The organism is Pseudomonas sp. BRG-100 (assembly GCF_000737955.1).
In the GTDB taxonomy this organism is placed as follows: Bacteria; Pseudomonadota; Gammaproteobacteria; order Pseudomonadales; family Pseudomonadaceae; genus Aquipseudomonas; species Aquipseudomonas synxantha_A.
Window position 1 is genome coordinate 1,543,069 of the sequence record NZ_JPRX01000001.1, and the last position, 19,294, is coordinate 1,562,362.

Genomic DNA, 19,294 nt, shown 5'->3' on the forward strand with positions numbered 1-19,294 from the left:
GGGAATGCTCAATACGATAGCAGGCTATTCGATAGGCTCGTAAGCAAGCCCGACGTAATTTTCTGCAATGGTTTTGCGCCCGGCATCCGAGTGGATGAAATAGTCCAGCTCACTCTCGGCAATGCGCTGGCTGAAGGCGTCCGCCTGGGGAAACTCATGCAGCATCGAGGTCATCCACCAGGAAAACCGCTCGGCTTTCCATACCCGGCGCAGGCAGATAGCCGAGTACTTTTGCAGCAAGTCCAGGCGCCCTTCGCGGTACACCTTGAGCAAGATCCGGAACAACGTGCTCACGTCACTGGCCGCCAGGTTCAACCCCTTGGCGCCGGTGGGCGGGACAATATGCGCGGCATCGCCAAGCAGGAACAGGCGCCCGTACTGCATGGGTTCCACCACGAAGCTGCGCAGCGGCGCGATACTTTTTTCAATCGATGGGCCGGTCACCAACTGCTGCGCCAATGAACCGGGCAAGCGGGTTTTCAGTTCATCCCAGAAACGCTCATCCGACCAATCCTCCACAGCCTCGTCCTGCGGCACTTGCAGGTAATAACGGCTGCGCGTCGGTGAGCGCATGCTGCACAGGGCAAAACCCCGTGGGTGTTTGGCATACACCAGCTCGGCGTGTACCGGCGGCGTATCGGCGAGCACCCCCAGCCAACCGAAGGGATAGACCCGCTCGAATACCTTCAAAGCCTGCGCCGGAATCGACTGGCGGGCGACGCCATGGAAGCCATCGCAACCGGCGATGTAATCGCACTCCAGGCGATAGGCTTGGCCTTGGTGATTGAACGTCAGCCAGGGTCGATCACTTTTCAGATCATAGGGCTGTACGTCGCACGCCTCGTACAGCGTGGTAGCGCCGGCGGCTGCGCGGGCGGCCATCAGGTCGCGGGTGACTTCGGTCTGGCCGTAGATCATCACCGATTGGCCACCGGTCAATGCCTTGAGATCGATTGGGATAAGTTGGTCATTAAGGGCAATGTCAAAACCTGTGTGCACCAACCCTTCAACATCCATGCGTTGGCTCACCCCGGCTTCGCGCAACAGGTCAACCATGCCCTGCTCCAACACTCCGGCACGGATGCGCCCCTGCACGTAATCGGAGCTCTGGCGCTCTAGAACAAGGGTTTGAATACCAGCGTTGTGCAGCAGCTGGCCGAGCAGCAATCCAGACGGACCGGCGCCAATAATGGCGACTTGGGTTTTCAGGGTTTTCATTATTTTTATGGCCTTCACGCTTTACCCGAACGTATCGAGTGAAAGAGTTGTCAGTGGAATTGTGGCTGACATTTTTCACTTGAGCGAACCGCATAAGAAGGTGAAAACTGCGTCAAAGCCTGCGCTTTTCGCCAATCGGGGCGATTACCGAACCATTATCCTGAGTATCGGATTGAAACCATGACCAAAACCGCGATTCCGGTCTTCAAGCTTTACGGGGAAAGCCAGCAGTGGCCGACGCCCGATTTGTTGCACTGCGAAACCATTTCCCGGCGCAGTCGGGAATACCAGTGGGAAATCCAGCCCCACCGGCACGCGGATCTGTGCCAACTGCTGTATGTGCACAAAGGCCAGGCACAACTGGAAATCGAAGGCCAGCGCACCACCCTCAATGAAGCGAGCCTGCAAGTGTTGCCGCCACTGTGCGTGCATGGCTTTCGTTTTTCCGAAGATGTGCAGGGTTATGTGGTGACCCTTTCGGCGCCGCTGGTCAGCCATTTGCAGGCGCAATTGGGCGACACCGTCGATGGCCTGCAAACCCTCGGCAGTTATCCTGCGGGCAAGGACAGCGACTACTTGAACAACCTGTTCGTGCGCTTGCAGGACGAATACGCCGATGATCAACCGGCACGGGACATGATGTTGCACGCCTTGGTCAGCGTGCTGCTGGTGTGGGTCAGCCGCAAGGCGATCCAGCGCCGTCATCCACGCGCCCCACGTGGTCGTGAGTATTTTCGGCGTTTCACCCAACTGGTCGAACAGCATTACCGTGAGCACCCCAAGATTGAAGATTTGGCCCACAAGCTGGGCATCTCGGTCTCACACTTGAACGGGACTTGTCGGGAGTTGGGCGGGCAACCGGCATTGCAGATCATGCATGACCGCCAATTGCTGGAAGCCAAGCGCTTGTTGACCTACACCAGCATGACCATCAATGAGATGTCCGAGGTGCTGGGCTTTTCCGACCCGACCAACTTCTCGCGACTGTTTCGCCGCAGGGTCGGGTTTTCACCCAAGGCGTTTCGCGAGCAATTGAAGGCCGAGCAGCCTACCTGAGCGCGCTGAAGCTGCCGGTGCGCGGCACGCATTGGTCCTGATGGCAACTGATGGCGAACGCCGCCGGTTGCATGCGCGTTTGCTCAACGCGATAGGCGGCTGTCCCGTACAACGCAGTCGCCAATGCGCAGAGGGTGAAAATCGTCAGGTATTTTCTGGTTTTGATACTCATGGCACAGACCTCTGAACGGATCTACACGGTGCTGTTTAAAGCATAGGTCAGTCAGCGTAAGTTGCCATGATTGGCTGCCATTCAGCGCGTTTATATCGCCTCAGAGACCGACGTCCCACGCAGGCGCCTCCGGAAACCGCAGCACCAGAAAATCCAGCAGGCTGCGCAGTGCCGAGGGCATGTGCTTGCGCGAGGCGTACACCGCATAGATGTTCATCTGTCGTGGCTCTGCTGCAGGCAGCAAGCGCACCAGTTCACCACTGCGGATCAGGTCACCGGCCTGATAACTGGGGAGCATCGCCACCCCTGCCCCGGCCAGGGTTATACGCAATAACGTGCTGGCCTCGTTGGCGGTGATATTGCCGTGCACCGGCACCGACACGTGTTCGCCCTGCTCTTCGAAATGCCACAGGCTCTTGCCGAAATAGGAGTGGGTCAGGCAGTTGTGCCGGGCCAGGTCTTCGACTTTCTGCGGCGCCGGATGCTCACGCAGATAGGCCGGTGTGGCACACACCACCGAGCGGCACACGGTCAAGCGCCGGGCGATCAGGTTCGGGTCCAGGTCATTGCTGGTGCGGATCGCCAGGTCGATGCGCTCGTCCACCAGGTTCACCGTGCGGTCGAGCATCTGCAAGTCCACCGTCACCAGCGGGTAGCGCTTGACGTACTCGGCAATGGCCGCGCCCAACTGCGCCTGGCCGAACGAGGTACTGACGCTCAGGCGCAACAAGCCCCGAGGCGCGTCATCGGGCTCGCTGACGGCGGCCTGCATATCAGCGCACAGCTCCAGCAATTGCCGGCAGCGCGGCAGGGTTTCGCTCCCGGCAGCAGTGAGGCTGAGCTTGCGCGTGGTGCGGTGCAGCAGGCGCGCGCCGACCCAATCCTCCAGCTCAGCCAGGTAACGCGAGACCACCGGGCGCGACAGGTCCAGATGATCGGCGGCGGCAGACTGGCTGCCCAGGTCCACCACGGTGACAAACACGCGCATTGCTTGAAGACGATCCATGATCTGCCCGATTTCAGAAACAAACTATGTCCAAGCATCGCATTTTTTGTGGTGTTTTATGCAACTAAGCTCTACCCACCCCTTACCAATGGCAGGAGCTGCCCGATGTTCTCGACCTTCAAACGCTTGACCCTGGCCACTGCCGCCCTGGCGTTCGCCGCCCACGCCGCAGCCGCTGAGCTGAAACTGGACGTGTACAACCCCGGCGAAGCGGCGATCTTTCCCGTCAGCTCGGTGCTGGTCAGCGGTGCCAAAGACGCGATCCTGGTGGACGCCCAATTCGGCAAAGGCCAGGCCGAGCAATTGGTGCAGAAGATCCGCGCCAGCGGCAAGCACCTGACCACCATCTACATCAGCCATGGCGACCCGGACTACTACTTCGGCCTCGACACCCTGACCGCCGCCTTCCCCGACGCCAAGGTGCTGGCGCCGCAACCGGTGGTCGACCATATCAACGCCACCGTCGCCGGCAAGCTGGAATATTGGGGCCCGAAAATGGGCGCCGACAAACCGACCAAGACGATTGTGCCGCAAGTGTTGCAAGGCCACAGCCTGACCCTTGAAGGGCAACAGCTTGAAGTGGTCGGCCTGGACGGTCCGCAGCCGGATCGCAGCTTTGTGTGGATCCCGTCGATCAAGGCTGTAGTCGGTGGCGTGGTTGTCGCCGAAAACATTCACCTGTGGATGGCTGACACTCAGGGCGCGCAATCTCATAAAGACTGGTTGAGCACCCTTGAGCGTATTGAAGGCTTGAAGCCAAAAACAGTGATCCCTGGCCACTACCTGGGCACCCCATCGCTGGCCTCGGTGAAATTCACCGCCGACTACATCCAGGCCTTCGACATCGAAACCGCCAAGGCCAAGGATTCCGCCGCCCTGATTGCGGCCATGAAACAGCGTTACCCCACCCTCGCCGACGAAAGCTCGCTGGAATTGAGCGCCAAAGTCGCCAAGGGCGAAATGAAGTGGTGATCGGCTTTAAACCCTAACCCTGATGGAGAACGTCATGAGCAAAATCGCAATCATTGGTGCCACCGGCCGTGCCGGTAGCCAACTGCTGGAAGAAGCCCTGCGCCGCGGGCATACCGTCACCGCCATCGCTCGCAACACCGACAAGCTGGGCGTACGCCCAGGCGTCACGGTCAAGCAGGTGGATGCCCTGGACGCCGATGCCCTGCAACACGCTATCAGCGGCAGCGATGTGGTGATCAGCGCCGCGCACTTTGCCACCTTGCCCGCCAGCGCCGTGATCGGCCCGGTGAAAAAGGCCGGGGTCAAACGCCTGCTGGTGGTGGGTGGTGCAGGCTCGTTGCTGCTACCGGACGGCAGTCGCGTCATCGATAGCCCGGGTTTCCCTGCGGAGTACAAGGCCGAAGCCAGTGCCGGGGCTGATTTCCTGGAAACGCTGCGCCAGGAAACGGAATTGGATTGGGCGTTCCTCTCGCCATCGGCGCTGTTCGACGGGACCGAGCGCACCGGCAAATTCCGCCTGGGCCAGGATGACCTGTTGGTGAGCAGTGACGGTAACAGCTCGATCAGCTTTGCCGACTACGCCATCGCCATGATCGACGAGGTTGAAACACCCAAGCACTCGCGTAAGCGCTTCACCGTTGGCTACTGACACCACGCGGTAAAAAATGTGGGAGGGGGCAAGCCCCTCCTACATTTGTGCCTGGCTGGTCAACCAATCCATCAGGGCCAACAACCCGGCAGAAGGCACTGTCTGCGGCGGATACACCAGGAAGTAGCCCATGCCCGTCGGCACCCGCAGTTCAAACGGCATCACCAGGCGCCCCGCCTTCAGGTCCTCGCCAATCAGCGCACGATCACCGATCGCCACGCCCGAGCCTTGTGCCGCCACCGTCATCGCCAAGTCCAGCGTTTCGAAATGATGCCCCTGGCTCAGACTGCTCAGGCGCGTACCCGCCGCTTTTAACCACAATGCCCAATCCCGCTGATCCCGCGTGGGGTGCAGCAGCACCTGGTGTTGCAGATCCGCTGGCGTGTGCAAGTTGTCCAGCAAGGCCGGCGCACAGACCGGTGTGAGTTGTTCATCGAACAAATGCCGAGCCTGCTCGGACTGCTCGGCGATGGGCGCATAGATCACCGCCGCATCAAATGGCTCGCGACGAAAATCCACGGTGTAGGCCACGGTGGTGGTCAGTTCCACCGGTACATCCGGGCGCTCCCTTTGCCATTGCAGCACGCGTGGCAGTAGCCAGCGCATCACACAGGTGGACGCCTTGAGCTGCAAAACCTCGCGGCGACTGCCGATTTGCTCCACGGCCTCACCGATCACGCCGAACACCTGCTGCACCCGCAGCGCCCACTCGCGACCTTCCTCGGTCAGGCTCAAGCCCCGCGCCTGGCGCACAAACAACCCATAGCCCAAATGCCGTTCCAACCCCGCGATCTGGCGGCTCACCGCCCCCTGGGTGATGTGCAGTTGCTCGGCGGCGCGGGTGAAGTTGCAGCATTGGGCCGTGACCCAGAAGGTGTGCAATGCGGGCAACGGTGGAAGGCGTTTCATTAGGGCGCAGCCATGACGTGAGGACATGGCGAGTATGACTTTTTATCGATTGTTGCCGCTACCGGCCAGCCGGTCCAATAGCGCCTTCAATCCATAACAAGAGCGACCGGCATGGCAACCTGCGGCGAAGTATTGGTCCACCTCCTGAAAGGCTACGGTGTCGATCAAGTGTTCGGCATCCCCGGTGTGCATACCGTGGAGCTGTACCGTGGTTTGGCGCGCTCCGGCATCCGTCACGTCACCCCGCGCCACGAACAGGGCGCCGGGTTTATGGCCGACGGCTACGCGCGCACCTGCGGCAGGCCTGGTGTGTGTTTCATCATTACCGGCCCGGGCATGACCAATATCACCACGGCCATGGGCCAGGCCTATGCCGATTCGATCCCGATGCTGGTGATTTCAAGTGTGCAGGCGCGCAGCCAGTTGGGCGGCGGGCGTGGCAAGTTGCATGAGTTGCCGAATCAGAGCGCACTGGTGGCCGGCGTGGCGGCGTTTTCCCATACCTTGATGTCGGCCCACGAGTTGCCCGGCGTGCTGGCGCGGGCGTTTGCACTGTTTCAGGCCGGGCGGCCGCGCCCGGTGCATATCGAGATTCCGTTGGATGTGCTGGTGGAGAATGCCGACGCTCTGCTGGGCAGCCAGCCGGTCAGCGTGGCCCGCGCCGGAGCGGCACCGGCGGCGATCGAGCACATGAGCCGCTTGCTCGCCACCGCCCAACGCCCGCTGATTCTGGCCGGTGGCGGCGCCATCGATGCGGCGCCCGAGTTGACCCGCCTGGCCGAAACCCTCGGCGCGCCCGTGGCCCTGACCATCAATGCCAAAGGCCTGCTGCCTGCCGCACACTCGCTGTTGATCGGCTCGACCCAGACCCTGGCGGCCACCCGCGCACTGGTCGCCGAGGCCGATGTGGTACTGGCCATCGGCACGGAACTGGCGGAAACCGATTACGACGTGACCTTCGCTGGCGGCTTCAAGATTCCCGGTACGTTGCTGCGCATCGATATCGACCCGGATCAGACCGTACGCAACTACCCACCCGAGGTGGCCCTGGTGGCCGACGCGAAAATCGCCGCCCGGGCGCTGCTCACCGAACTGGACCGCCAGTCACTGGCGCCGCGCAATACCGATTGGGGCGCAGTTCGCGTCGCACGTTTGTGGGCCGAGCTGGAGCCCACTTGGGACGCTGCCACCCGTGCACACACGCGGCTTCTCAACACCGTATTGGAAGAACTGCCCGGCGCCGTGCTGGTGGGTGACTCCACCCAACCGGTGTACAGCGCCAACCTGACCCTGAACCTCGACCGACCACGTCACTGGTTCAATTCATCCACCGGCTACGGCACCCTGGGCTATGCCCTGCCCGCCGCCATCGGCGCCTGGCTGGCGCGCGGCGATAGGCAACCGGTGGTGTGCCTGATCGGCGACGGTGGCCTGCAATTCACCCTGCCGGAACTGGCCAGCGCCGTGGAAGCCCGCACACCGGTGATCGTGCTGTTGTGGAATAACCAGGGCTATGAGGAGATCAAGAAATACATGCTCAATCGGGCCATCGAGCCTGTGGGTGTGGACATTTACACCCCGGACTTTATTGGCGTGGCCAAGGCCCTGGGCTGCGCGGCAGAGAGCATCGAAGGCATCGAGCATCTGCGCTCGGCACTGCGCGCCGCAGCTGATCGCCAGGGGCCGACGCTGATTGAAATCGACCAAGGGCGGTGGGAGTCGACCAAGCCTGGAACTCGCTCTATGTGACTCTGGTTTTCCCCTGTGAGAGGGGCGATCTGTCAGTTATCCGCAATTTTTAGATAGCCCCAGCGACTTTCTGATTTGCCCCACTTGCCCCTGCATGGCCTGATTCGCCCTTGTTCGAACAAGGCAGGCCCATGGAAAACGTTCACGCAAAACCCACCACCGCCGTATGGCTGATGATCAGCGTGGTGCTGGTCGCCCTTAACCTGCGACCGTCGATGGCGGCTGTGGGGCCGTTGTTATCGTCGATTCGCGTGGATGTGCCGTTGAGTTTCAGCAGCGCCGCGTTACTGACCATGTTGCCGGTCATGGCCATGGGCCTGGCGATGTTTGTTGGCATGGGCCTGGCCAAGCGCCTGGGCGAACATCGCAGCATTATGCTGTCGCTGCTGGTGATTGGGCTGGCGACCTTATCGCGGCTGTTGCTGGATTCGGCGCTGGAGCTGATCGTCAGCGCGATTGCCGCAGGGGTCGGCATCGCGCTGATTCAGGCATTGATGCCGACGCTGATCAAGTCGCGATTCAGCGCTGACGTTTCGCTGTTCATGGGCCTGTATGTGACTGCGATCATGGGCGGCGCTGCGCTGGCGGCATCACTCTCACCCTTGGTGCAAGTGCGCACCGGCAGCTGGCGCATCGGCCTGGCGATCTGGGCGGTACTGGCGCTGTTGGCGCTGGTGTTCTGGTATGCCCAGCGTTCGGCTCTGCCACCCTTGCCTCAAGCAGAATCGAGCATTCGGGAATCATTTTTCAGCAATCGCCGCGCCTGGTTGCTGGCGATCTTTTTTGGCCTGGGCACGGCGTCCTATACCTGTGTATTGGCGTGGCTGGCGCCGTACTACGTCGAACAGGGCTGGAGCGAGCAGAATGCCGGCTTGCTGCTGGGCTTGCTGACCGCCATGGAGGTGATCTCCGGCCTGGTCACTCCGGCCATCGCCAACCGACGCCAGGATAAACGCGGCGTGATCGCGGTGCTGCTGGTGCTGATCATCCTCGGGTTCTGCAGCCTGATCCTCAGCCCGCAACACTGGAGCCTGCTATGGCCTTGCCTGCTCGGCCTGGGTATCGGCGGGTTGTTTCCCATGAGCCTGATTGTGTCCCTCGACCACCTCGACAACCCACGGCGCGCCGGTAGCCTTACCGCATTTGTACAGGGCATCGGTTACCTGATTGCCGGCGTGTCGCCCTTGATTGCCGGAGTGATCCGCGATCAATTGGGCAGCTTTGAAGGGGCCTGGTGGTCGCTGACCGCGGTGACTGTGGTGATGCTGCTGATGGTCCTGCGCTTCAACCCCCGGCATTACGTACGACATATCCGCTGACGTCGTATTACAAACAGTATTTGTCCCACGCGAAACATTGAATAGTCCTACAGAGCTTTCTATTGGTACGAGCGTTCCGTTAACATTTTGCCCAGTCTTGTACTGAGTTCGGTACAAAGGGTTTACGGACGAAACCGATGCTAAACAGTAACTCGCTCAGAAAGCTCGATATGCAGGATTTGATGGTGTTTATCGCCGTCTACGACCAGAGCAGCGTTACTGATGTGTCCGAAACGCTGTTCGTCAGCCAGTCCACGGTGAGCTACAGCCTGAAGAAGTTGCGCACCAGCTTTGAGGATGAGCTGTTTATCAACACACGGGCCGGTATGCGTCCGACGTACAAGGCCACCACCATGTACGGGCATGTGCAGAAGATCCTGGAAAGCATCAACCTGTGTCACGCCGGTGGCCAGGCCTTTGACCCGACTCAACAGGCGGTGACCTTCAATGTGTGCGCCCCGGAATACTTCGAGCAACTGATCCTGCCACGGCTGTTGAAGCACTTCGACCATGCCGACCTGCCGGTGATCGTCAATGTGCAGAAGCTGGAAACCGACATTCCCGTCGATGACCTGCGTGAAGGCCGCCTCGACCTGGTGATCTGCTTCGGCCCGCACTTTCATCGCACCCATAAAGACTTCAAGACCCAGATGCTGCTGGAGGATGACCTGGTTTGCGTGTTCGACCAGCGCTCGGCACCCAGGGAGCCGGCCTTCAGCCTGCAATCTTTCGTCGAGCGGCGTCACATATTCCCCACGCCATGGTCCTCCGACACCAACATGATCGACGGCTGGCTCGCACGTCAGGCGCGCAAGCGCCAGGTGATCGCGCGGGCCAATAGCTACAGCGCAGCGTTGAAGATGATTACCGGCACCGACTTCATCGTCACCCTGCCGCGTCGCGTGCAAAAGTTGCTGGCGCCGGCACCGGGGTTCGGTGTGTGCGAAGCACCCAACGGTTTGCCGGGGTTCACCCTGGATATGCATTGGAAGGAAACCAATGGGCAAGACAGCGCCAATAGCTGGTTTCGTGAGCAAGTGGTGAGGGTGTGTGAGGAACAGCTGCAAGCGGCAAGTTGAAGGCGCCAAGCCGTCTCTACAGTTGCTTTTAGCTTGGAGCCGGGAGCTTGTCACTCATGAACGCCTCCAGCCGCGAACGCATCCAGCGCTCCGCCGGGTCGGTGTCGACGTGGCTGAGCCAGACCATCGACAAATCCAGGGTCGGGGTCTGGAAGGGAAACGGCTCGCAGTACAAATTGCCGCCGGCGGCCATGGCTTGGGCAGTGTAATCCGGCAGGCTGGCGATCATATCGGTGCCGGCGAGCAACGCCGGCAGCGAACTGTATTGCGGCACCGACAGCACCACATGGCGCTTGCGGCCCACCTCCGCCAGCCACTCATCGGCAAACCCGGCCACGTTGGCAGTGTGGGACACCAGCACATGGGGCCGTGCGCAATATTCATCGAGGGTCAGCGGCGTGTCCGAGGCATCGGCGCGCAGCAGGCAGGGGCGGATATGCCGCAACAGCTTGCGCTTGGCATTTGCCGGCAGGCCGCGGGTCTGGGTGATGCCGACGGTGATATCGCCCGACGCCAGCAAGTCGGGAATACGCCAGTAATCCACGTGCTGCACCACGAACACCACCTGCGGCGCCTCCTGGCGCAAGGCACGCAGCAACGGTGGCAGCAGGCCGAACTCGACGTCATCGGACAGGCCGATGCGAAAGGTCATGGTACTGATGGACGGATCAAAGTCATGGGTCAGGCTCAGGGCCGATGACAAGGAATCCAGGGCCGGCGACAGGTGCTGGATGATTTCCTCGGCACGGGCCGTGGGCTCCATGCGATGGCCGACACGAATGAACAACGGGTCGTTGAACAAGGTGCGCAGGCGGTTGAGGGCCGAACTGATGGTGGGCTGGCCGAGAAACAGCTTCTCCGCCACCCGCGTCACATTGCGCTCAAGCATCAGCGCTTCGAAGACCACCATCAGGTTGATGTCGGCCTTGCGTAGTTCATTGCGATTCATCGGCGCCCACCCCTCTCCCCAAGACAAGCCGCAGTTTAGAAAGGCCACGGGGCTGCGTCTATGTGCGCACTGCTCATCAGGCGGTTTGGGGACTATAAATCAGCGCTTGAGGGCTATGTAAGCCTCACAGAACAACTGTGGGAACGGCCTATCCCACCCCCACAGCTAGATTGTGTTTACCTTGAAGTCAGGGTTTCAGCGGGCGCTCCTGGTCCCGTTCGGAAAGCTCCGTGCCATCGTCCGGGTGCTTCCAGGTTTGCGGTTTTTCTTCCTCTGGCTGCCGCCGATGATGATCACGTTCTGGCTCATTGTGCTGCTGGTGTTCGTTGCCCATAGCCACCTCCCATCCGTAAGAATTGGACACAAGCTCAAGCATAGAACAGGTCTGAAAAATCGGATGGCCGTTTTGACTGATAACCAAAACACATCAATGCATCCATATTTGTCACTTATCATTTCTAAATGTGTCAGCCACTATCCCCAGTCTTAAGCGAAACAAGCACTTTAAAAAGAACGCTGGAGACACAAAATCATGACTAGCCCTTCCCGGCCCGCCCCTGCCAGCTCGAAAGTAGGCGCTGTACTGCGCGTTACTTCGGGCAACTTCCTTGAACAGTTCGACTTCTTTCTGTTCGGGTTCTACGCGACCTATATCGCCGCCGCGTTCTTCCCGGCCGCTAATGAGTTTGCGTCATTAATGATGACCTTCGCCGTGTTCGGCGCGGGCTTCCTGATGCGACCACTGGGTGCAATCATTCTGGGTGCCTATATCGATGACGTGGGCCGTCGCAAAGGTTTGATCGTGACCTTGTCGATCATGGCCAGCGGCACGCTGTTGATCGTGCTGGTGCCCAGTTATCACACCATTGGCCTATGGGCGCCGCTGCTGGTGCTGCTGGGCCGCCTGCTGCAAGGTTTCTCGGCCGGTGCGGAATTGGGCGGTGTCTCGGTTTACCTGTCTGAAATGGCTACGCCGGGCCGCAAAGGGTTCTACACCAGCTGGCAGTCGGGCAGCCAGCAGATCTCCATCGTGGTCGCCGCAGCGCTGGGCTATGGCTTGAACGTGTGGATGGAACCGGCAGTGGTGGCCGATTGGGGCTGGCGTATTCCATTTGCCGTAGGTTGCGTGATCATTCCGTTTATCTTTGTGCTGCGTCGCAACCTGCAGGAAACCGAAGAGTTCGCCAACCGCAAGCATCGCCCGACCATGCGTGAAGTGATGGCGACCCTGGTGAAGAACTGGACCGTAGTCATCGGCGGCATGTTGATGGTGGCCATGACCACCACTGCGTTCTACCTGATCACCGTGTACGCACCGACCTTCGGCAAGACCGTACTGCAACTGAGCACTTCCGATGCCCTGCTGGTGACCTTGCTGGTGGCGGTGTCGAACTTTTTCTGGCTGCCGATCGGCGGCATCCTCAGTGATCGCTTCGGCCGCAAACCGGTACTGATCGCCATGACCGTGCTGACTGTTCTCACTGCTTATCCAGCGCTGTCCTACGTGGTCAACGCGCCAAGCTTTGCGCACATGCTGGAAACCCTGTTGTGGTTCTCCTTCCTCTACGGCCTGTACAACGGCGCAATGATCCCGGCGCTGACCGAAATCATGCCGGTGGAAGTGCGCGTGGCGGGTTTCTCCCTGGCTTACAGCCTGGCGACTGCAGTCTTCGGTGGCTTCACGCCGGCGATTTCCACCTGGTTCATCCACATCACTGAAGACAAGGCATCTCCCGCCTATTGGATGATGTTCGCCGCACTGTGTGCGCTGTGTTCAACCCTGGCGTTGTATCGCCACGCCAATACCCGTGGCCAAGTCATGCAGGAGGCGGTGCAATGAAGCCTTTGTTCAAATCCCTCACTGCCGTCGTCCTCGGCGCCCTGGCGCTGACGGCCCAGGCCGAAGAGCTCAAGGTGATGACCTCTGGTGGCTTCACCGCCGCCTATAAACTGCTTGGCCCGCAATACGCCAAGCAAAGCGGTGACACCCTCGACACCATTCTCGGCCCGTCCATGGGCAAGGCGCCGGAAGCGATTCCCAACCGCCTGGCCCGCGGCGAGCACGCCGACGTGGTGATCATGGTCGGCTACGCCCTGGACGAGCTGATCAAGCAAGGCAAGGTCGACCCCGCGTCCCGCGTGGAACTGGCCGATTCGCGCATTGGCCTGGTGGTGAAGGAAGGCGCGCAAAAACCTGCGATCAATACCGACGCCGAACTCAAGGCCGTGCTGAGCAAAGCCAAATCCGTGGCGTATTCGGACAGCGCCAGCGGTGTGTACGTCGAGAAAGAGTTGTTCAAGAAACTCGGTATGCCGGCCAAAGGCACCATGATCGAACGCGTGCCGGTGGGCGAGCAGGTGGCCAAGGGTGACTACGAAGTGGGCTTGCAACAGGTGGCTGAATTGTTGCCGGTCAAGGGTGTGACGTTTGTCGGCAAAATCCCGGAAGACGTGCAATCGGTGACACGCTTTGCGGCGGGAATTCCGGTCAATGCCGAACACCCCGACGAGGCCAAGGCGCTGCTGCAGTTCATGGCCTCGCCGCAAGCTCAACCGGTGGTGCAATCCACCGGCCTGGACTCGGTGTCACGCTGACCGAAACGGCATCTCCCGCACCAATCGCTCCAACTCCAGCGCCGCGGGCGGCAATGTCCGCCCGCGGCGCTTGATCAAGCCCACATTGCGCATCACCTGCGGCTCTACCAGCGGCACACTCACCAGAATCGGGTGCTCGCACGCCGGCATCGCAATCGACGGCACCATCGCCACGCCCAGCCCCGCCTCCACCAGCCCGATCATGGTGGTCACGTGGTGGGTCTCGCAGATACTCGGCTTTTTCACCCGCACGCCACGCAGCGACTGGTCGAGCAGGAAGCGGTTGCCCGAGGTTTTGTCCACGCTGATGTAGTCGTGTTCATAGGCTTCGGTCCAGGTCACGCTCTCACGCGTGGCCAACGGATGGTCACGCCGACAGGCGAGTACATAGCGCTCTTGCAACAACAGCTCGAACTCGACCTCGTCGGCCAGGCTACCGCTGAAGCTCACGCCAAAATCCGCTTCACCGCTTGCCACCGCATTGCTCACTTCGCCAGCACTGGCATCGAGCACCCGCAGGCGAATCTTCGGATACAGCTTGTGGAATTCGGAGATCACGTGGGGCATGAAGTAATACGCGGTAGACGGCACACAGGCGATGGTGACGTTGCCCATGCGTGTGGACGCGACGTTGCTGATGCCCATCAAGGCGATGTCGAGATCGTCGAGCATTCGCTCCACCTGGGGCAAGAAGGCACGACCGACCATGGTCAGACTGACCCGCCGTGTGGTGCGTTCGAACAGCTTTACATCCAGGGCGGATTCAAGCTTCTCGATGCGTCGGCTGAGGGCCGGCTGCGAGATACGGATGGCCTCGGCGGCGCCACGGAAACTGCCCTTGTCTACCACGGCGCGGAAGGCTTGGAGATCGTTGAGGTCGAAATTGATGATCACGGGAGGCAGGCCAAAGTGGTCGGGTGACGAGCATTATCGTATGGGAGCCGATGGGATGCCATGCGAGCCGGGGGGGCTATATCGAGATAATCCTGTTACAGATATCAAGTCATACATTTCAGCAGCTTATCGGCCACCTGCGGCCACGCGATCGCCAAAACGGGTCAATACTTGCGGCCTGACCCACACAACTGGAGACGCAGCAACTTATGCAAACCTACCCCTTCTGGATGGACGACGAGACGCCGGAGATCGGCATCGATCAGTTGCTTCTTGCATCGCGCCAATGGTCAAGTAGGATTGAATCCTACTCACTTCTGGCGGACATCCCAATGCGCTCAACCCAGCAAATGAGCATCACCTTGCCCCTTGAAATGGCGGCCCTGGTCAAAGCCAAGGTGGCTGCCGGCGAATATGCCAGCGAAAGCGAAGTGATTCGCGACGGATTGCGGGTGCTGCTGGCACGTGACCGTGCCATGGAAGATTGGCTGAGGGACGAAGTCATCCCGGCAGCGACCGCTCTTGAGGCACAACCTGAGCTCGGGTTATCTGCAGAACAGGTTCGCGAGCATATGGCAGCCAGGCGTCAGCGCAAAGGCATCGGGAACGCGTGAGCTACTCGGTGGTTTTTTCGCCTGAAGTCCTGACGTAACTCGATGCCCTTGAGGATTACATCTGCGATGCCGGCTCCCCCTTGGCAGCGACGCGCTTTATCGACAATCTCGTCAGCCACTGTGAAAGCCTCGCCCTGTTCCCCTTGCGTGGCACGCGCCGTGACGACCTGCTTACAGGCTTGCGCATCACGCACTATCGTCGCAGCACCATCATCGCGTTCAGGGTGAGGCCTGATTGCGAAACGGTGTCGATAGTGGGGGTATTTTATGGCGGGCAAAACTACACGGCGCTGTTCCAGGGTGAGGGGAACGACTGCTTATTGATAGATGAAAAGCCTGCTGAAAACTGATCGGCAGGCTTTTAGCACTTAATCGACTGATAGTTTCTCCCACGCCGCTGGCGCGCTGAAAAACGCCCGCGCGTTACTGTCCAGCGTCTCCAGGTGATAACCCCCTTCCTGCACGATCAAGCACGGCAACCCCAGCCCTCGAATGCACTGCCCCAGCCGCGCAAAGCCTTCCCGTGTCACCGCGACCTTGCTTTGCGGGTCCAGCTCGTAAATATCGAAGCCCAGTGACAACACCAGCACATCCGCCGAGAAGTCCTTCACCGCTGCCAGGGCCAGTTCCAGCTTTTCGAAAAACAGCGCTTCGCTGGCACCGTGGGGCATGGGCAGGTTGAGGTTGAACCCTGAGCCTGGGCCATCGCCTTTTTCGTCGGCAAAGCCCGCCACCCCAGGATAGAAGTTGGTCGGATCGCCATGGATCGACGCGTAGAGCACGTCATCGCGCTGGTAGAAAATCTCCTGGATGCCTTGGCCGTGGTGCATGTCGGTATCGAGCACCGCGACGCGCTGGAAGCCTTGGCGTAACGCTTGCGCAGCCACCGCCGCATTATTGATGTAACAGAAACCACCCGCCGCATCGAAGCGGGCGTGATGCCCCGGTGGTCGGCACAAGGCGTAGGCGGCTGGTGCGCCATCGAGGATCGCCTTGGCAGCGGCGACGGCGCTTTGGGCTGACCAATACGCCGAGCGCCAGGTCAGTTCACCGATCGGGCAACTGCCATCAGCCAGGTAACGTGCCGCCTGGGCCAGAATGCCGCGCAGGGCATTGGGCTCGCGTACGAAGATGTTGGACATGACTTCGTCGCCCCAGTCTTCGGGGATTTCCTTCCAACGCTGGTGAGCTTCTTGAAGAAAATCCAGATATGCCGCGCCGTGCACGGCGAGCAGCGGTTCCATACCGTAGTCGCTTGGTTGCTGGATATCAAAGCCCAGGGTTTGCGCAGCCAGCAGCAGGTTGCGCGCACGCTCGGGGACCTCCTGTGGTGTGCGCATCTGGCCACGAGAATAGTAACTGCGTGGATGATGCAGCAGTTGTTCGGGATGGAAAAACGTATTCATAGGATGCTCCTGGATAAACACAGAACCTGTGGGAGCTGGCTTGCCTGCGATTGCGCACGGTCAGAGCACAATGTACTGCCTGCTTCACCGCTATCGCAGGCAAGCCAGCTCCCACATGGGCACGGCGTCAGCCTTTAGAAATGAACCTGGCCGGCGCGTTTCAACACGGCGTTGAGCAATACATCGGTGCCCTGGCGCACGTCTTCAGGCAAGACATCTTCGGCTTCGTTGTGGCTCAGGCCACCGACGCAGGGGATGAAGATCATCGCAGTCGGGCAATAGCGCGCCAGGTGGATAGCATCGTGGCCGGCACCGCTGATGATGGTCTGCTGGCTGTAGCCCAGAGCGTCCACCGACGCTTGTACGCAGGCCACGCACTCAGCATCGAACGGCGTGGCCGGGCTGATCCAGTGCGGTGTGATAGTCACGCTCAGGCCACGGTTGTCGGCAATCGCCTGCAGGCGTGCGCGCACTTGCTGCTCCATGGCGTCGATATCGGCGTCGCGGTGATGGCGCAGATCGACAGTGAAGTCGAGCACACCGGGAATGGTGTTGCGCGACGACTTGGCGATGCTCAACTCACCCACCGTAGTCAGGCCATGCGGGGTAAAATCGGCAGCGAGGTTTTCCAGGGCCTGGATCATTTTTGCGGCGCCGTACAACGCATCTTTGCGCAGCGCCATCGGCGTGGTGCCCGCATGGGCAGCCATGCCTTCGACCCGCACATCGAGCCAGCGAATCGCCTGGCCGCCGGTCACCACGCCGATACTGTTGGCGTTGTCTTCCAGGATCGGGCCTTGCTCGATATGCGCTTCGAAATACGCATCCACTGCCCCACCCAATGCACGCTCGCCGTTATAACCGGTGGTGCGCAACGCCTCGGCCACGCTGACGCCATCACCGTCGGTGGTCGCCAGCGCCTTGTCCAGCGCGAGGGCGCCGGTGAAGACCGCCGAGCCCAGCATCGCCGGGGTGAAACGCGCGCCTTCTTCGTTGGTCCACACCGCAATTTCCAGGGGTTTGCGCGTCAGGATGCCGTGGTCGTCGAGGCTGCGGATCACCTCCAGGCCAGCCAATACGCCGTACACGCCATCGAAGCGCCCGCCTTCGGGCTGGGTATCGAGATGGCTGCCGATCATCACCGGCGCGGCGTCATTGTCGGTACCCGCACGACGGGCGAACAGGTTGCCGATGGCATCCACGCTCAACGTCAGGCCAGCCGCTGTACACCAGTGACTGAACAGCTCGCGACCGGCCTTGTCTTCGGCGCTCAACGCCAGGCGGCAGCTGCCACCGCGTGCAGTCGCGCCGATCTCGGCCATGGCCATCAAGCTATGCCACAGGCGCTCGCCATTGATCTTCAACATTGCTGACTTCCTCAACTGTGTGCCATTTCCAGGCGGTGAGCCGTGGCGTGGCGGCGGGACAAGGCCAGCACGCACACCAACGAGACCGCCGCGATCACGCTGTAAAACACTGCCATCGGCCACCATTGGCCCAGGTATTGATGGGCCAGCCAGGTGCCGATCAACGGTGTCAGGCCGCCGGCCAATGCGCCGCATACCTGGTAAGCCAGAGAGATCGCGGTGTAGCGCACACGGGTTTCAAACAGGCCGCTGACAAAGCCTGCGATGACGGCATAGAACGACGCCATGCACACCACCGCCAGGGCAATGCCGAGGATGATCAAGGGCGCCTGGCCGCTGCTGACCAGCACAAACATGGGGTACGGCGACGCCATTGCCAGTACGCACATGGCGCACAGGAACCGTGTAGCGCCGACCTTCTCTGCCACCCAGGCGGCCAGTGGCTGAACGCAGAACTGGATAATGGCGACGAAGAACAGGCATTCCAGAATCAGCGAGCGCGGCAGGTTCAGTTGCTGAGTGCTGTAGGCAATCATGAAGGTGTTGGTGAAATACACGCCGGCAATCCCCAATGTGTTGGCGCCAATGCACAACAACAGTGGACGCCCTGCGGTCTTCAGCACTTCCAGCACGGGGGCTTGGTCCTTCTTGATCGCCCGAGCTTTTTCCGCCTGGGCCTTGTCTTCGAGGAACTCCGGCGACTCGTTCACACCCAGGCGGATCGCCAGGCCGACGACCAACAGCAAGGCACTGGCCAGGAACGGCAGGCGCCAGCCCCAACTGAGCAGGTCTTCTTCCGGTAAGCGGGTCACCGCACTGAACGCCAGCAGGGAAAGAATCAAACCGGCCGGGCTGCCCAATTGCGCGAAGGATGCAAAGAAGTTACGCCGCCCCTTTGGCGCATGTTCTCCGGCCATCAACACCGCCCCGCCCCACTCACCGCCCACTGCAATGCCCTGCACTACCCGCAGCAGTATCAGCAGCACCGGTGCTGCGGCGCCGATCTGCGCATAGGTCGGCAACAGGCCGATGCACACCGTGACCACGCCCATCATCACGAGGGTGATCACCAGGGATTTCTTGCGGCCGATGCGGTCGCCGATATGGCCAAACACAATGCCGCCCAACGGCCGCGCAAAGAAGCCCACGGCGAAGGTGCCGAACGCAGCCATGGTGCTGAACAATTTATCGTCGGAGGGGAAAAACAGCTGACCGAACACCAGCGCCGCAGCGGTGGCATAGATGTAAAAGTCGTACCACTCGATCATGGTGCCGATAAAAGCGGCGGCCGCGGCACGGCGAGGCTGCGGCGAAGCGGAAGGCTTCATGGGGCTGGCTCC

The 19,294-nt window shown here is 60.7% G+C and carries 19 protein-coding genes and 1 pseudogene; 10 read left to right on the forward strand and 10 right to left on the reverse strand.

What is annotated here, in order from left to right; genetic code table 11:
- Positions 1-24: 24 nt before the first annotated feature.
- Positions 25-1,218 carry a 4-hydroxybenzoate 3-monooxygenase gene (gene pobA, locus JH25_RS20550; protein WP_032877247.1) on the reverse strand — a complete coding sequence of 398 codons (1,194 nt, stop codon included), beginning with the start codon at positions 1,216-1,218 and terminating at the stop codon, positions 25-27.
- 180 nt (positions 1,219-1,398) lie between these two features.
- Between pobA and JH25_RS20545 the strand changes: the two genes are divergently transcribed.
- Entirely contained in the window at positions 1,399-2,274 is an 876-nt protein-coding gene (locus JH25_RS20545) for a helix-turn-helix domain-containing protein (protein ID WP_032877248.1), read from the forward strand.
- Here JH25_RS20545 and JH25_RS20540 read toward each other — a convergent pair.
- Together JH25_RS20540 and JH25_RS20535 are read right to left on the reverse strand one after the other, a co-directional pair.
- Positions 2,267-2,446 (reverse strand): hypothetical protein, encoded by a 180-nt coding sequence (locus JH25_RS20540; protein WP_003189580.1) that lies wholly within the window; start codon positions 2,444-2,446, stop codon positions 2,267-2,269. The genes JH25_RS20545 and JH25_RS20540 overlap by 8 nt on opposite strands.
- Before the next feature lie 100 nt (positions 2,447-2,546).
- The gene (locus JH25_RS20535; protein ID WP_005786071.1) at positions 2,547-3,452 is read right to left on the reverse strand and encodes a LysR family transcriptional regulator; all 906 of its coding nucleotides are present in this window, start codon (positions 3,450-3,452) and stop codon (positions 2,547-2,549) included.
- A 105-nt stretch (positions 3,453-3,557) separates the two neighbouring features.
- On the opposite strand from JH25_RS20535, the gene JH25_RS20530 reads away from it, so the two are divergent.
- Positions 3,558-4,424, forward strand: coding sequence for an MBL fold metallo-hydrolase (locus JH25_RS20530; protein WP_032877249.1), 867 nt, complete (start codon positions 3,558-3,560; stop codon positions 4,422-4,424).
- A 34-nt stretch (positions 4,425-4,458) separates the two neighbouring features.
- Positions 4,459-5,073: an NAD(P)-dependent oxidoreductase gene (locus tag JH25_RS20525; protein WP_032877250.1), complete on the forward strand. Its 615-nt coding sequence runs from the start codon at positions 4,459-4,461 to the stop codon at positions 5,071-5,073.
- A 39-nt stretch (positions 5,074-5,112) separates the two neighbouring features.
- Here JH25_RS20525 and JH25_RS20520 read toward each other — a convergent pair whose 3' ends face one another.
- On the reverse strand, positions 5,113-5,982 hold the full coding sequence (locus JH25_RS20520; RefSeq protein WP_032877251.1) for a LysR substrate-binding domain-containing protein: 870 nt from the start codon (positions 5,980-5,982) through the stop codon (positions 5,113-5,115).
- A gap of 111 nt (positions 5,983-6,093) precedes the next feature.
- On the opposite strand from JH25_RS20520, the gene JH25_RS20515 reads away from it, so the two are divergent.
- From JH25_RS20515 to JH25_RS20505, 3 genes are all read left to right on the forward strand, one after another.
- Complete coding sequence (locus JH25_RS20515) at positions 6,094-7,731, forward strand: 5-guanidino-2-oxopentanoate decarboxylase (RefSeq protein ID WP_032877252.1); 1,638 nt, start codon at positions 6,094-6,096, stop codon at positions 7,729-7,731.
- A gap of 131 nt (positions 7,732-7,862) precedes the next feature.
- On the forward strand, positions 7,863-9,050 hold the full coding sequence (locus JH25_RS20510) for a cyanate transporter (protein ID WP_032877253.1): 1,188 nt from the start codon (positions 7,863-7,865) through the stop codon (positions 9,048-9,050).
- Positions 9,051-9,187: 137 nt separating this feature from the next.
- Positions 9,188-10,129: a LysR family transcriptional regulator gene (locus tag JH25_RS20505; RefSeq protein WP_032877254.1), complete on the forward strand. Its 942-nt coding sequence runs from the start codon at positions 9,188-9,190 to the stop codon at positions 10,127-10,129.
- Between the two features lie 28 nt (positions 10,130-10,157).
- On the opposite strand, the gene JH25_RS20500 is transcribed toward JH25_RS20505, so the two are convergent.
- Positions 10,158-11,078 (reverse strand): LysR substrate-binding domain-containing protein, encoded by a 921-nt coding sequence (locus JH25_RS20500; RefSeq protein ID WP_032877255.1) that lies wholly within the window; start codon positions 11,076-11,078, stop codon positions 10,158-10,160.
- Positions 11,079-11,265: 187 nt separating this feature from the next.
- Complete coding sequence (locus JH25_RS28590) at positions 11,266-11,412, reverse strand: hypothetical protein (protein ID WP_164699504.1); 147 nt, start codon at positions 11,410-11,412, stop codon at positions 11,266-11,268.
- Between the two features lie 198 nt (positions 11,413-11,610).
- Between JH25_RS28590 and JH25_RS20495 the strand changes: the two genes are divergently transcribed.
- Together JH25_RS20495 and JH25_RS20490 are read left to right on the forward strand one after the other, a co-directional pair.
- Complete coding sequence (locus JH25_RS20495) at positions 11,611-12,918, forward strand: MFS transporter (RefSeq protein ID WP_032877256.1); 1,308 nt, start codon at positions 11,611-11,613, stop codon at positions 12,916-12,918.
- A complete protein-coding gene (locus tag JH25_RS20490) occupies positions 12,915-13,673 on the forward strand; it encodes a substrate-binding domain-containing protein (protein WP_005786057.1) in 759 nt (252 codons plus the stop codon). The genes JH25_RS20495 and JH25_RS20490 overlap by 4 nt, the downstream gene beginning before the upstream one ends.
- On the opposite strand, the gene JH25_RS20485 is transcribed toward JH25_RS20490, so the two are convergent.
- Positions 13,665-14,567, reverse strand: coding sequence for a LysR family transcriptional regulator (locus JH25_RS20485; protein ID WP_032877257.1), 903 nt, complete (start codon positions 14,565-14,567; stop codon positions 13,665-13,667). The genes JH25_RS20490 and JH25_RS20485 overlap by 9 nt on opposite strands.
- 209 nt (positions 14,568-14,776) lie before the next feature.
- Between JH25_RS20485 and JH25_RS20480 the strand changes: the two genes are divergently transcribed.
- A complete protein-coding gene (locus JH25_RS20480; protein WP_078820595.1) occupies positions 14,777-15,181 on the forward strand; it encodes a ribbon-helix-helix domain-containing protein in 405 nt (134 codons plus the stop codon).
- A 50-nt stretch (positions 15,182-15,231) separates the two neighbouring features.
- Positions 15,232-15,531 (forward strand): annotated as a pseudogene (locus JH25_RS0126945) (type II toxin-antitoxin system RelE/ParE family toxin); the annotation flags it as partial.
- 18 nt (positions 15,532-15,549) lie between these two features.
- Here JH25_RS0126945 and JH25_RS20475 read toward each other — a convergent pair.
- The 3 genes from JH25_RS20475 to JH25_RS20465 form a co-directional block, all read right to left on the reverse strand.
- Positions 15,550-16,587, reverse strand: coding sequence for a histone deacetylase family protein (locus JH25_RS20475; protein ID WP_032877258.1), 1,038 nt, complete (start codon positions 16,585-16,587; stop codon positions 15,550-15,552).
- Positions 16,588-16,721: 134 nt separating this feature from the next.
- Complete coding sequence (locus tag JH25_RS20470; protein WP_032877259.1) at positions 16,722-17,954, reverse strand: Zn-dependent hydrolase; 1,233 nt, start codon at positions 17,952-17,954, stop codon at positions 16,722-16,724.
- A gap of 11 nt (positions 17,955-17,965) precedes the next feature.
- On the reverse strand, positions 17,966-19,282 hold the full coding sequence (locus JH25_RS20465) for an MFS transporter (protein ID WP_032877260.1): 1,317 nt from the start codon (positions 19,280-19,282) through the stop codon (positions 17,966-17,968).
- Positions 19,283-19,294: the final 12 nt, after the last annotated feature.